This is a genomic window from Pseudomonas sp. NPDC087690 (genome assembly GCF_044743175.1).
In the GTDB taxonomy this organism is placed as follows: domain Bacteria; phylum Pseudomonadota; class Gammaproteobacteria; order Pseudomonadales; family Pseudomonadaceae; genus Aquipseudomonas.
On the sequence record NZ_JBIUVX010000019.1, the window covers coordinates 60603 to 74308 of the forward strand.

A 13706-nucleotide genomic window follows, 5' to 3' on the forward strand; every position below is an offset into this window, starting at 1 on the left:
TCTGTCAGGGTCGGGGCAAACTTCCGCGCCACATGAACGTTCAAAAAACGCGCCTTCCAGCAGCGTCAGGCGGCCGTCTTTTCTGCAAAATATTGCGACAGCAACAGCCGATCCAGCAGCCAGACCACCAGCAGCGAAGCCCCCACCAGCGGGAAAATCACCGCCAACGCGAGCATAATCACCACGCCGGTTTTCCACTTCGGCAGATCATGGCGCAGCGGCGGCACGCCGAACTTGCCCTGTGGCCGGCGCTTCCACCAGATCACCACGCCGCTGACGGCACTGAGCAGAATCATCAGGCAGATCAGCAGCACGACAATCTGGTTGAAGGTGCCGAACATCTTGCCTTCGTGGAGCATCACGCCAATTTCCGTAGCGCGAGCAACGACACCGTATTGCTCGAAACGCACGTCGGCGAGGACCTTGCCGGTGTACTGATCGACGTGCAGGGTCGCATCGTTGCGCGGGTCATCGGCGAACACGGCAATGGTGAATACGCCCGTGGCGGTGGTCGGCAAGGTGATGCTGTAGCCAGGTTCGACGTTGCGTCCTGTGGCTATGTTCTGCACGTTTTGCAGGCTGATGGTCGGTTCCGCCGGGCCGGCATCGGCGCCGTCTTGGGCCATGTGTTCGGCGTGATCGCCGGACATTGGCATCGGCGTGTTTTCCATCGCCCATGGTACGGTCTGACGGGTGGCACTGTTGAGGCTGCGCGCTTCGACGTCGGAGGTCGGTACGTTGTCCCACATCGCCGCCGGGAACACGTTCCACACTTGCGCATATTGCTTGCCCCAGAAACCGGTCCAGGTCATGCCGCTGAGCAGCATCACCAGCAGCAATGTCGCGCCCCAGAAACCGGTGACCGCGTGCAGATCCCGCCACAACACACGACCGCGACTGTTCAGCCGGGGCCACAAAATGCCCGCAGCCTGGCCGCGCGGCCACCACAGGAACAGGCCGGACACCACCAGCACCACGCCCCAGCCGGCGGCCATTTCGATAAGGCGGTCACCGACAGTGCCGATCATCAGTTCGCCGTGGATGGCGCGGGCGATGGCTTGCAGATTTTGCTTGGCATCCTGCTCGCCGAGGATGTCACCGTGGTACGGATCGACGAAGATGTTGAGTTCCTGTCCCGCATTCTTCACCACAAACTGTGCGCTGCGTTCGGCGTTGACCGGCGGCAGGTATTGGCTGACCTGGCCTTGTGGATAAGCGCTTTTTACCCGTTGCAACAGGTCATCAGCCGAGACGCTGTGATGGCCGACAGGGACGTTGAGCAGGCTGCTGTACATCAGTGAATCGAGTTGCGGTTTGAACAGGTAGATGATGCCGGTCAGGGCCAGCATCACCATGAAGGGGGCAACGAAGAGACCGGCGTAAAAATGCCAACGCCAGGCCAGGTTGTAGAAATTCGGTTTGGGCTGTTTCATCACGTGTGCTCCGCTGGGCGAATTTTTTAGATCAAGAGATCGCAGCCTTCGGCAGCTCCTACAGGGGTACATGCGGGCTGCGATCTTTTGACTTTTCTTGTTAGAAACTCATGTCGACCTTGGTCCAGAGCGTGCGCCCCGGTTCATTGATCGCTTGCGGGTCGTTGGCCGGGTAGCCGAATCCGGCGTTGCCCGCCAGGTTCAGGTGTTCGGCGTAAGCCTTGCTGAACAGGTTGTCGACGCCGCTGCTGACCTTCCAGTGTTTGTTGATCCGATAGGCACCGTTGAGTGAGAACACGCCGAAGCCCGAACTCTTGTCGTAATCCTTGCCGACCACGTTGCCCTTGTTCTGGTCGATGCGGTTTTGCGCGGCAACCACCCTCCACAGTGCGCCAGCGCTCCAGTTGTCTTCGGTATAGGTCAGACCGAAGCGTGCATCCAGTGGCGGCATTTGCGGCAGGGCCGTGCCGTCGCTGCTGTTCTTGCCCCAGGCGTAGGCCAGGGTCGCATCGGCTTTCCAGTGGTCGGTGAGTCTGTACGCGGCACCGAGTTCACCGCCCATGATTCGCGCGTCGATGTTCTCGGCGCGCGAGGTGCTCATGCCCATCATTCCCGGGGTGTAGTCGAAGAGGATGTAATCGCGTACCACGCCGATGTAACCCGAGGCCCAGGCTTCGAGTTCAGCACTCTTGTAGTTCACGCCAAAATCGAACTGGGTGGTCTTTTCCGGTTTGATCGAATCGAACGCATTGAGCGATCCGGCCGGGCCGGACTTGGGCGAAAACAGCTCCCAGTAATCCGGGAAGCGTTGTGCATGGCCGAGGCCTGCATAGAGCGTGGTCGGGCTGTCGGCCAGGTCATGCTCGTAGCGGATGAAACCGCTGGGCAGGATGTCGGCACGGCTATCGTCGGCGGTCGGGTTGGGGCGGGACATCATTCCGGAACCGGTGGTTTGCCGATAATCCTTGGCCGAAGCGCGGTCGGCGCGGGCGCCAGTGATCAGGCGATCACGGTCGGCGGCGTACCAGGTCATTTCGCCAAACACGCCGTAGTTATGGAAGTCGGCGTCCTTGCTGTACGGCTGATTCTTGTAGGTGTCGATGCCCATGCCGCTGCGTTGGCGGTGTTCATTGGTCTGCGCGTCGAGGCCGGTGATCAGTTGAATATCGGCCCAGCGCCAGGTGGCTTTGATTCGCGCGCCAAGGGTGCGGCGGTCGACGTTGGACGCCATTGGTCCCGCCATCATGCCGGTGCCGGACGGCGTGCGCAGGGTGTAGTTGTCCATCACGTGGTCGGCGTAGTTGTAGTAGACCTGCGCTTCGAGTTTCTCCAGCACGTCGGTGATGTTGGATTTCTCGAAACGCAGGCCGAGGCTTTCACGCAGGAACTGCGAACCGTCCATGCCGCGCCCGGCGTAGCGTGCTTCACCATCGCCCTTACCGGCGGTGAGTTCGATCAGGGTGTCGGCGTCCGGCGTCCAGCCGACCGCGACGTCGCCGTTCCACTTGTCGTAGCGTGAGGCGACGATGTCGTTGTTGCCGTCGCGGTAATCGTCGGAATGCGCGGTGTTGCCGATCACGCGCACGTAACCCAACGGGCCACCGGCAGCGGCGTCGACGACCTTGTCGAAGCGGCCGTGGGAGCCGGCCAGAATGCTCGCGTTCACGCGGGTACCGAGTTCGCCGAAGCTTTCCGGCTCGCGATCAAACAGCACCGTGCCCGCTGATGCGCCCGGACCGTAAAGCACGGTTTGCGGGCCTTTGATCACGGTGAGTTTGTCGTAGGTTTCCGGCGAGATGTACGAGGTCGGCGCGTCCATCCGCCCCGGGCAGGCACCAAGCATCATGCTGCCGTTGGTGAGTATATTCAGACGCGAGCCGAACATGCCGCGCAGTACCGGATCGCCGTTGGTGCCGCCATTGCGAACCAGCGCAAAGCCCGGAATGGTCTTCAAATAATCACCGCCGTCACTGGCCGGCACCGGTTGGCGCGGATCTTTTGGATTGGTGACGATGGTCAGTGGCGAGCTCGGCGCAATTGCGGTGATCACCGTTGGACTGAGTTCTTCGTTGTGGCCGGCGTGATCATCGGCCAGTACCAGCGGTGACAGCAGGACGCCGCAAAGGACGGCGGTAGCGTGCCTGAAACGAACCCGCGATTCGTTCAGAGCGAAGGACGCCGGGGCAGAACCCAAGCGTGGAACAGCAGTAAACCTGGACATGACAATTTCCATCAAACAGTCGTAAACGACACGGCCGGCAGCCTGAAGCTGTCTTCTCAACCGTGTGCAATCAAAGGTGCGTGTTTACGTGGCGACGGGCGGGGCGCGGCTGCGGGCGCCGGGGAAGAAGGTCTGCCGGGCATGACCCAGGCGTGGCGAGGGCGGGCTGAAGGTGTTCAGCGGCGGAATATTGAAGGCGACGAAATCGCCGCCGCCGGTCAGTGCCGGGCAATTGAACAGCAGGCTGCAATAGCCGCACTTTTCCCACAGCACGTGGTGCGAGGATTGTGGCGGGCAGTGTTCGGCTGAGGGCTTGGCGTCGTGGCCGCTGTGATCCATGCCCGGCATGTCCATCGACATGTCCATGCTCATCGGCATCGGTATCGATGTCGAGGTGTGCTGATCCATCGGCATCGACTGAGAAATCAGTGGGCCGATGAAGATCATCAACATGGCGAACAGGGCGATCCAGCTGCCGCGGGTCAGGTGTTGAGTCTGACGGCGTTGCCGGGAGGGCCTGGCGCTCAGCGGGCGCATGGGCGGAGTCTGCCGGAAGACTTACTGGGCGTGCGCGTGGGTCTGCGTGGTTTCCGGTGGTTTCTTCTGCACCGAGACTTCGACGGTGACGTCACCGGCCTTCTCGAAATGCAGCGTCAGCGGGAAGCGTTTGCCATCGCTGAGCAGGCTGCGATCGGTCGGGTTGAGCAGCATCACGTGCCAGGCCATCGGCGCGAATGTCACGTTGCCGCCGGCCGGGATTTCCACACTCGGCACTTGCTGCATCTTCATCAGATCGCCCTGCATGACGTGCTCGTGCAGTTGCGCTTCGGGGGCAATGGGCGAGTCGACGCTGAGCAGGCGATCGTCCGTCTTGCCGGCGTTGTGAATGATGAAATAGGCGGCGACCGTCGGCGCATTCGGCGGCAGCTCTTGCGACCACGGATGGGCGATTTCCAGCTCACCGGCCTTGTATTCGTGAGCATGGGCAAAGCACGCCGGCAACAGCAGCGCAGCGACGACGATGAGTTTGTTCAACATGGCAGTTCTCCAGAACGATTTGAAACGCAGGTCAATTGCGCGAACAAATCAAACCAGAGGGGAGGCGCGGGGATTGAGACTCGGCCATTGCTGGCGCGGCGTGGGTGTTTGCAGCAAGGCGGGCGCCACGCTGCGATTACTTTCGTAACGGGCGAAATACAGCTGCGGCGAATGCCCCGGCAGCGCCACCAGTGGCGCCGAGCCTGAGCAACACCAGCAATGCTGCATGTTCGAATGCGTGTCTTCGAGCGGAGCTTTCTGATCGGTGGCGCCGATGTCGATCGCCACCATCTTCGTCCCGCTGCCGGTGCAGAAACTGCTCCAGAGCAATTGTTCGGCCGGTGAATTGGCCGCCTGCGCCATCGCCCCGGTCATCGGCATGGCGAGCATGTTGAACAGCACTGCAAAGCAGGCGATCCAGGCAATTGCTAGCCGGTGTCGGTTCATGGGACAGATCCATTGGGTGGGCGATCAGGCGCGGCTATTTAGCCTGATCAGGGCCGATAAGTAAAAAAGCGTCGTGCGGTTTGGTGTCGCAGCGCTTCCTGCAAGAGCTTGAGAAGCCTGCGCCCCAGCTCGATTTCGCCGTTATAAATGAGTGTAGCGGCTTCGATTCGCATTGCCTGGGCGAAATTCGAGTCGCTTTCTATTCGTGCACGAATGGTCTGCTTGACGTCTCGAAGTGCTACTCGGTTGAGCTGCCCATCGCCTGAGTCTTCGATCTCACAGCCCTTGATGTATTCGCTAAGATCGACAGGTGTTTTTAGGTAATCCTTGACGTCGAAACGGGAGAATTTTTCTGACATTGGATGTGTAAGCCCTCGGAATCAAAGACGTTGAGCGTAGAGGTGGACGCTGGCTGCCGATAGTCAGTGATTCGTTAAGTTGTTGTGGGCAGTGTCCGGCGCGTTTGTAGGATTAACGTCAGATATCCGGCCGAGCCCGTGACATTGTGGGAGCGAGCCTGCTCGCGAAAGCGGTGGGTCAGGCAATGATGTGCAGACTTTGCCGACGTCTTCGCGAGCAGGCTCGCTCCCACACTGGTCGGTGGTAACCACATAGCCTGTTTACCCCGCGAACCCAGTGGGAGCGGCGGTGCGACGATTCGACTTGCCGGCGCAGGCGGCCGTGATATCTGTGCTTATTTTCAGATACGGTTAAAGGTCGCGAGGGCAGCGAGAATTTCGTCGACCGAGGCAAACTCCCGATCAACCCCCGGCAACCCCGGCCGCTTCAACACCAGCACCGGCACCCCACGCTCACGCGCCACTTCCAGCTTCGGCTCGGTCGCGGCGCTGCCGCTGTTCTTGCTGATCAGCACATCGATCTGCCGCCGCTCGAACAGTGCGCGCTCATCCTCAAGCAGAAACGGCCCCCGCGCACCGATCACTTCGCAGCGTTCATTGCCCGGGTAGACGTCGAGGGCGCGCAGGGTCCAGAACTGGTCGGCGGGGATTTCATCGAGGTGTTGCAGCGGTTCGCGGCCGAGGGTGAACAAGGGGCGACGAAAGGGTTTGAGGGCAGTGATCAACTCGGCCCAGTCGCTGACTTCGCGCCAGTCATCACCGGGCTGCGGTTGCCATGCCGGACGGCGCAAAGCCCAGCAGGGGATGTCGGCCAGTCGCGCGGCGGTCGCGGCGTTCTGGCTGATCTGTGCGGCATAGGGATGCGTGGCGTCGAGCAGCAGATCGATGCCTTCGTCACGAATGAATTGCCCCAGACCTTCAGCGCCCCCGTAGCCACCAACGCGCACCTGACAAGTCAGATCAGTTGGCACCCGGCCAACGCCGGCGAGGCTGTAGACATGTTGCGGCCCCAGCGTGCGAGCAATCGCCAGCGCTTCCGTGACGCCGCCGAGCAGCAAAATCCGCTTCATGCAAAACCTCCGGCATGCCCGACAATCCCGCCCTGACGATCGATCGCAAACACCTCGACCTGCACCTGCGCGGGCACCACGCTGCGAGCAAACTTCAGGGCGTGACGACACACCTCATCACCGAGGGCGATCCCCGCCGCACTGGCCATCGCCAACGCCTGCTGACTGGTATTGGCCCCGCGAATGCTTTGCTGCAACGCCTCATCGGCGCCAATCGCAGCGGCCCACTCCGCCAGTTGCGGCAAGTCGATACTCGAATGCCGCGAGTGCAGATCCATGTGCCCGGCGGCCAGTTTGCTGATCTTGCCGAAGCCGCCGCACAGGCTGAGTTTATCCACAGGCACTTTGCGCAGATGCTTGAGCACTGCACCGACAAAATCGCCCATTTCGATCAGGGCGATTTCCGGCAGATCGTAGACCCGGCGCATGGTGTCTTCGCTGGCGTTGCCGGTGCACGCGGCGATGTGCAGATAACCGTTGGTTTTCGCCACGTCGATGCCTTGATGAATCGAAGCGATGTAAGCCGCACAGGAAAACGGCCGGACGATGCCGCTGGTGCCGAGGATCGATAATCCACCGAGAATGCCCAGCCGTGGGTTCATGGTTTTCAGCGCCAGTGCTTCGCCGCCCTCGACGTTGACCGTGACGTCGAAGCCGCCGCCGTAACCGGTCTCGGCGGCGAGCAGCGTCAGGTGATCGCTGATCATTTTGCGTGGCACCGGGTTGATCGCCGGTTCCCCGACACCCAGGACCAAGCCCGGCCGAGTCACGGTGCCTACGCCGGCACCAGCATTGAAGCGAATCCCCGGCTCGCTTAGTAGTCGCACCCTCGAGTAGAGCAGGGCACCGTGGGTGACGTCGGGATCGTCACCGGCATCCTTGATCGTCCCGGCCTCGGCGCCGTCATCGGTTAAACGACAGAATTCCAGGCGCATCTGCACCTGCTTGCCTTTGGGTAACACGATCTGCACCGCATCGGCTGAAATCCCGCCGAGCAACAGGCGCGCGGCGGCAAGGCTGGTGGCGGTGGCGCAGCTGCCGGTGGTCAGGCCGCTGCGCAGGGGCGCAGGTTGTTCGGCGGTTTCGTCACGCATCGAGGGGTTTGACCAGATCGAGCAGAGTGATTGGCAACGCTTGGCGCCAGGTATCGAACTCGCCGAGCGGCTGCGCCTGGGCGACATGGATGCGCGTCAGCTCGCCGCCGTAACGTTCGCGCCAGTTCATCAGGGCCACTTCGCTTTGCAGGGTTACCGCGTTGGCGACCAGTCGGCCACCGGGTTTGAGCTGTTCCCAGCAGGTTTCGAACACGCCCTCACGGGTGACGCCGCCACCGATAAAAATCGCATCCGGGCGCTCCAGTCCGGCGAGAGCCTGCGGAGCCTTGCCGCGAATCAATTGCAGACCGGGTACACCCAGCGCATCGCGGTTGTGTTCGATCAGTTGCTGGCGACCTCCGTCGGCCTCGATGGCCAAGGCGCGGCAGCTCGGGTGTGCGCGCATCCACTCGATGCCGATCGAGCCGCTGCCGGCGCCGACATCCCAGAGCAGTTCGCCGGGGGTCGGGGCGAGGCGGGCGAGGGTGATGGCGCGCACATCGCGTTTGGTCAACTGGCCGTCGTGCTGGAAGGCCGAATCCGGCAGTCCGGCCAAACGTGACAGGCGCGGGGCGTCGACGTCGGCCAGACATTCGATAGCGATGACATTGAGGTCGGCCACCGACGTCGCATTCCAGGCATTGGCGGTGCTGTCGATGCGCCGTTCGGCGTCACCGCCAAGATGCTCAAGCACGCTCATGCGACTCGAGCCAAATCCGCGCTCACGGAGCAATTGCGCAACAGCCGCCGGACTCTGGCCGTCGTTGCTCAACAGCAAAAGGCGTACACCGCTGAACAACTGCGCATTGAGCGCGGCCAGTGGTCGGGCTACCAACGATAGCGTCACCACATCCTGCAATGGCCAGCCGAGGCGGGCAGCGGCCAGCGAACAGGACGACGGCGCCGGCAGGATCAGCATCTCGTCGCTCGGCACCTGACGGGCGAGGCTCGCACCGACGCCGTAAAACATGGGATCACCGCTGGCCAATACGCAGACCGCTTCGCCCCGCTGTTCGAGCACGGGCGCGAGGGAAAACGGACTCGGCCACAACTGGCGTTCGCCACGAATACACACCGGCAGCAAATCCAGTTGGCGCTGGCCACCGACGATCCGCGAGGCGCCCAGCAGGGCACGCCGGGCGTTTTTGCCCAGGCCCTTGAAGCCGTCTTCACCGATTCCCACTACCGTCAGCCAGGGTGACATCTATATTCCTCTAAACACGCCGTTCCGACGGGCAGACTTTTCATGCCAGCGGACAAAGCAGGCATAATACCGCGCCTTCGCCCGCGAAGCGCCTTTCCCACGCAGCCGGTCAGCCCCTTGAACGAACGCCCGATGTCCACCGCTTTACGCCCCTCGGCCTGCCCGGGGTTGCTGCGTATCGTCCAGGCACTGGACGGCGGCATCTGCCGGATCAAGCTCAATGGCGGTTCGATCAGCGCCGATCAGGCCGAGGCGGTGGCTGATGCCGCCGAACAGTTTGCTGGCGGGGCCATTGAAGCGACCAACCGGGCCAATCTGCAGATTCGCGGGATCGGTGAGCAATCTGCAGCGCTGATCGAGCGTTTGCTCGCTGCCGGCCTCGGCCCGCGCACGGCGGCCGGTGACGATGTACGCAACCTGATGCTCAGCCCCGCTGCCGGGATTGATCGGCAGATGCAGATCGACACGCGCGGCCTCGCCGGGCAGATCCTCGACACCTTGCAAAGCCATCCACGCTTTCATGAGTTGAGCGCCAAGTTCGCCGTGCAACTGGATGGCGGTGAAGCGCTGGCGATGCTCGAACATCCCCACGACCTGTGGTTGTCGGCGTTCGAGCGTGACGGTGAAACCTTGCTGGCGTTCGGTCTGGCCGGATGCCCGACGGATCGGGCACTGGGCGCGGTGTCGCCGGAACACGGACATGCGCTGGTGGTTGCGGTGCTGGAATTGTTTCTTGAGTCGGCACGTCCCGAACAGACGCGCATGCGCCATTTGCTCGACGAGTTGCCGCTGTCGGCATTTATCGAACAACTGGGCAGGCGTTTGCCGATCAAGGCGCTCAGCCACTGGCAGCGCACAGCCGTGGCGGACGATCTGCACATCGGCGTTCATCGGCAAAATACACCGGGCCGGCTGTACATCGGTGCAGTGCCGGCGCTGGGCCGTCTAGATCCGGCAATGCTGCGCGGGGCCGCGCAACTGGCCCGCCAGTTCGGCAATGGCAGCCTGCGTTTCACTCCCTGGCAAAGCCTGCTGGTGCCGGACGTCAAAGTAAGCGATGCGGCTAAGGTGCTGGAAGGTCTTGAGCAACTGAACCTGTTGACCCGCGCTGCCGAACCCCTTGCACGCCTGATCGCCTGCACTGGCTCCAATGGCTGCGGCAAAGGCCTGGCCGACACCAAGCAGGACGCCCGCCATCTGGCGACGTTGCTGCCCTCTGCCCTCAACTTGCATCTCAGTGGCTGCACGCGCTCTTGCGCTGCCGCGCACTGTGCCCCGGTGACGTTGCTGGCCGTCAGTCCCGGTCATTACGACCTCTATTTTCGCGATGCCACGCTGCCGGGTTTCGGCGCGCTGCACGCACGCAACCTTACTATTGAAGTGGCCGCGACCCTGCTCGACGCCCGCTCACGGAGCCCCCTTGATGCTTGATTACATTCGCGACGGTCAGGAGATCTATCGCAATTCCTTCGCGATCATTCGCAGCGAGGCCAATCTGGCGCGCATCCCGGCCGACCTGGAAAAACTCGCGGTGCGGGTAATCCACGCCTGCGGCATGGTCGAGGCGGTCGACGGTCTGCAGTTTTCCGCAGGCGCGGGCAAGGCCGGGCGCGATGCGCTGGCCGCCGGTGCGCCGATTCTCTGTGATGCGCGGATGGTCTCCGAGGGCGTGACGCGTGCGCGTCTGCCGGCCAACAACGAGGTGATCTGCACCCTGCGCGACGACAGCGTGCCGGAACTGGCGCGGGAGTTGGGCAATACCCGCTCGGCGGCGGCGCTGGAACTGTGGCGTCCACACCTGGAAGGCAGCGTGGTGGTGATCGGCAACGCGCCGACCGCGCTGTTCTATCTGCTGGAAATGCTCGATGCCGGCGCACCGAAACCAGCGCTGATCCTCGGTTTTCCGGTGGGCTTTGTCGGTGCTGCGGAGTCGAAAGCGGCGCTGGCGGCGGACAGTCGTGGCGTGCCGTTTGTGATCATGCAAGGCCGTCTTGGCGGTAGTGCCATGGCCGCCGCTGCAGTGAATGCTCTCGCCACGGAGATCGAATGATGCAGGTAAAAGGACGTTTGATCGGTCTTGGTGTCGGCCCTGGTGATCCAGAGCTGATTACCGTGAAGGCCCTGCGCCTGCTGCGCGAATCGCCGGTGGTGGCGTACTTCGTCGCCAAGGGCAAGAAGGGCAACGCCTTCGGCATCATCGAGGCGCACTTGCAGGATGCGCAGAATCTGCTGCCGCTGGTGTACCCGGTGACCACCGAAGTGCTGCCGGCACCGCTGTCCTACGAGCAGGTGATCAGTGACTTCTACGACGACGCGGCCGAAGACGTCGCGACCCATCTGGACGCCGGGCGCGATGTCGCGGTGATCTGCGAGGGCGATCCGTTCTTCTACGGCTCCTACATGTATTTGCATGACCGCCTCGCCACGCGTTACGAAGCGCAAGTAGTGCCGGGCGTGTGCTCGATGCTCGGTGGTGCATCGGTGCTCGGTGCGCCGCTGGTGTATCGCAATCAGAGCCTGTCAGTGCTCTCCGGTGTGTTGCCGCATGACGATCTGAAGCGGCGTCTGGCCGATGCCGACGCGGCGGTGATCATGAAGCTTGGACGCAACTTTCCCAAGGTCCGTGCGGTACTGGAAGAACTTGGCCTCGCTGAACGCGCGCTGTATGTCGAGCGCGCGACGATGGCCAATCAGAAGATTGTGCCGCTGGATCAGGTCGAGCCGATGTCTTCGCCGTACTTCTCGCTGATTATCGTCCCGGGCGAACGGTGGCAAGGCTGATGACTCAATCGACACCGGCCATTGTCATCCTCGGACAGGGCGCGCTGGCCACTGCGCGCAATATTCGACAGCTGTATCCGACGGCGCTGATCCATGGTCTCGCCGGGCGCGTTGAAGGTGCCGACCGCACGTATCAGGAGTTCGGCGCAACCCTGCGTGAGTTGTATCAACAGGACACGCCGATCATCGCCCTGTGCGCGGCAGGCATTATCATTCGAACCCTGGCGCCGTTGCTGCTGGAGAAGGGCGCCGAACCTGCGGTACTCGCGGTTGCTGAAGACGGCAGCGCGGTGGTGCCGCTGCTCGGTGGCCTCGGTGGCGTGAACACCATGGCCCGCAGGATCGCTGCCGGGCTGAATGTGGCGGCGGCGATTACCACCAGTGGTGAACTGCGCTTCGGCACGTGCCTGCTCAATCCTCCCGAAGGTTACGCGCTGGGCGATCTGGAACTGGGCAAGCGCTTTGTCTCGGATCTGCTGGCCGGGCATAGCGTGCGCATTGAAGGCGCGGCGCCGTGGCTGGATCAGGCGCAGTTGGCGGAAGATCCGCAGGCGCAGCGCTCGATCCATGTCGGCAGTGCCGAGCGTGCAGCGAGTGCTGATGAGTTGCTGATCTATCCGCGCAGTGTTGCGGTAGCGGTAGTTGCCGAGGTGGCGGATCTGCCAAACGCCGTTCGTACGGCGTTGCAACAGGCCAAAGTCGCCGTGCAATCGTTGGCGTGCCTGGTGGCGGCCGACAGCGAAATGGCTTCGGCGCATTTGCGTGAAGCGGCGCTTGAACTCGGTGTGCCGCTGCGCTTTGTCGCGGCGCCAGCTGACGTTGTTGCGCTGGCGCAGACTGCGCTGCCTCAGGCCCGGGTCGTCAACGCCAACCACCTGGCGATGGTGATTGGCGAACAGCCCTTGGATGTTTCGAGCATCGGCCACCCGCGCGGTCGTCTGGCCGTCATCGGCCTCGGCCCGGGCGCTGCCGAATTGATGGTGCCAGCGGTAAAAGCCGAACTGGCGCGAGCCACCGATGTGCTCGGCTACGAAACCTATGTGCGTATGGCTGGCCCGTTCCGCGACGATCAGGTGCAACACTGCACCGACAACCGCGAAGAGATGCAGCGCGCGCGACATGCCTTCCGGCTGGCGGCCGAGGGCCGTTCAGTGATCGTGGTGTCTTCGGGTGATCCCGGCGTGTTCGCCATGGCCGCTGCAGTGCTTGAGGCTCTGCACGAGTCGGACGACCCGGCGTGGCACCGCGTCGATCTGGAAATCCTCCCGGGTGTCTCGGCCTCGCTCGCGACGGCGGCGCAGGCGGGTGCACCGCTGGGGCATGACTTCTGCGTGATGTCGCTGTCGGACAACCTCAAACCGTGGTCGATCATCGAAAAGCGCCTGGACCTCGCCGCCGAGGCCGATCTGGCGCTGGCCTTCTACAATCCGATTTCGCGAGCGCGTCCATGGCAACTGGGGCGCGCCCTGGAAATTGTCGCGCGACATCGTGTCGCCGCAACACCGGTAGTGCTAGGACGCGACATCGGTCGGCCGGGGCAAACCCTGCGGGTTACGACGCTTGGGCAATTGACCCCGGACCAGGTGGACATGCGCACCATGGTGCTGATTGGCTCCTCGACCACTTGTACCTTCCCCAAGGCTGAAGGTGGCGAGTGGGTGTACACACCGCGCTGGTACGGCGAAAAACCGCTGTCCTGAGCAGTTGGCGAGGGAGTTGGCTCCCTCGCCACGCCCGCGTCCCGTGAGCATTGCTGCCGGTTTTCCCGTGTCGTATTCATCGACAATCCCTGTACGATTTGCTCCGCCTGGTTGTGGGAGCTTTCCTGTTACTTATATTTTGTCCGACTTATCTTGTATCCAGATAGATAGACGCAAAGAGTCAGGCTAGTTGGTTTTATGTCTCGGTTGATTGTGTTGGGTTATATCTGGGTTTTGGGTAATGCCTGGTTACTTTTGCAAATGTAATTAGTTGTTTTAAAGTTGCCTGTCTTGACATGTATTGAAAGTCTTGGAGTTTGAGTGTTTGTTCTCCAGTCGTTAGTTTGACCGATATGCAA

The 13706-nt window shown here is 62.3% G+C and carries 13 protein-coding genes; 4 read left to right on the plus strand and 9 right to left on the minus strand.

The window, feature by feature from the left end; genetic code table 11:
- Positions 1 to 65: 65 nt before the first annotated feature.
- From ACIPIZ_RS18280 to cbiE, 9 genes are all read right to left on the minus strand, one after another.
- On the minus strand, positions 66 to 1433 hold the full coding sequence (locus ACIPIZ_RS18280) for a PepSY-associated TM helix domain-containing protein (RefSeq protein WP_401166497.1): 1368 nt from the start codon (positions 1431 to 1433) through the stop codon (positions 66 to 68).
- Positions 1434 to 1533: 100 nt separating this feature from the next.
- The gene (locus ACIPIZ_RS18285; protein ID WP_401166500.1) at positions 1534 to 3654 is read right to left on the minus strand and encodes a TonB-dependent copper receptor; all 2121 of its coding nucleotides are present in this window, start codon (positions 3652 to 3654) and stop codon (positions 1534 to 1536) included.
- A gap of 84 nt (positions 3655 to 3738) precedes the next feature.
- Entirely contained in the window at positions 3739 to 4191 is a 453-nt protein-coding gene (locus ACIPIZ_RS18290) for a DUF2946 domain-containing protein (protein WP_401166501.1), read from the minus strand.
- Positions 4192 to 4212: 21 nt separating this feature from the next.
- The gene (locus tag ACIPIZ_RS18295; RefSeq protein ID WP_401166504.1) at positions 4213 to 4692 is read right to left on the minus strand and encodes a copper chaperone PCu(A)C; all 480 of its coding nucleotides are present in this window, start codon (positions 4690 to 4692) and stop codon (positions 4213 to 4215) included.
- A 48-nt stretch (positions 4693 to 4740) separates the two neighbouring features.
- Positions 4741 to 5139, minus strand: a complete 399-nt coding sequence (locus ACIPIZ_RS18300; RefSeq protein ID WP_064388727.1) for a DUF2946 domain-containing protein — start codon at positions 5137 to 5139, stop codon at positions 4741 to 4743.
- A 47-nt stretch (positions 5140 to 5186) separates the two neighbouring features.
- The gene (locus tag ACIPIZ_RS18305) at positions 5187 to 5498 is read right to left on the minus strand and encodes a hypothetical protein (RefSeq protein ID WP_064388729.1); all 312 of its coding nucleotides are present in this window, start codon (positions 5496 to 5498) and stop codon (positions 5187 to 5189) included.
- Between the two features lie 341 nt (positions 5499 to 5839).
- Complete coding sequence (locus ACIPIZ_RS18310) at positions 5840 to 6568, minus strand: cobalt-precorrin-6A reductase (RefSeq protein ID WP_401166508.1); 729 nt, start codon at positions 6566 to 6568, stop codon at positions 5840 to 5842.
- The gene (locus ACIPIZ_RS18315) at positions 6565 to 7662 is read right to left on the minus strand and encodes a cobalt-precorrin-5B (C(1))-methyltransferase (protein WP_401166511.1); all 1098 of its coding nucleotides are present in this window, start codon (positions 7660 to 7662) and stop codon (positions 6565 to 6567) included. The genes ACIPIZ_RS18310 and ACIPIZ_RS18315 overlap by 4 nt, the downstream gene beginning before the upstream one ends.
- Entirely contained in the window at positions 7655 to 8866 is a 1212-nt protein-coding gene (gene cbiE, locus ACIPIZ_RS18320; protein WP_401166514.1) for a precorrin-6y C5,15-methyltransferase (decarboxylating) subunit CbiE, read from the minus strand. Before cbiE ends, ACIPIZ_RS18315 begins: the two co-directional genes overlap by 8 nt.
- A 132-nt stretch (positions 8867 to 8998) precedes the next feature.
- Here cbiE and cobG point away from each other — a divergent pair, with 132 nt between their 5' ends.
- The 4 genes from cobG to cobJ are packed head-to-tail and all read left to right on the plus strand — an operon-like array spanning position 8999 to position 13347.
- The gene (gene cobG / locus ACIPIZ_RS18325) at positions 8999 to 10297 is read left to right on the plus strand and encodes a precorrin-3B synthase (protein ID WP_401166517.1); all 1299 of its coding nucleotides are present in this window, start codon (positions 8999 to 9001) and stop codon (positions 10295 to 10297) included.
- Positions 10290 to 10916, plus strand: coding sequence for a precorrin-8X methylmutase (locus ACIPIZ_RS18330; protein WP_064388739.1), 627 nt, complete (start codon positions 10290 to 10292; stop codon positions 10914 to 10916). Before cobG ends, ACIPIZ_RS18330 begins: the two co-directional genes overlap by 8 nt.
- Positions 10913 to 11647: a precorrin-2 C(20)-methyltransferase gene (locus ACIPIZ_RS18335; RefSeq protein WP_401166521.1), complete on the plus strand. Its 735-nt coding sequence runs from the start codon at positions 10913 to 10915 to the stop codon at positions 11645 to 11647. The genes ACIPIZ_RS18330 and ACIPIZ_RS18335 overlap by 4 nt, the downstream gene beginning before the upstream one ends.
- Positions 11647 to 13347 (plus strand): precorrin-3B C(17)-methyltransferase, encoded by a 1701-nt coding sequence (gene cobJ / locus ACIPIZ_RS18340; protein ID WP_401166524.1) that lies wholly within the window; start codon positions 11647 to 11649, stop codon positions 13345 to 13347. Before ACIPIZ_RS18335 ends, cobJ begins: the two co-directional genes overlap by 1 nt.
- Positions 13348 to 13706: the final 359 nt, after the last annotated feature.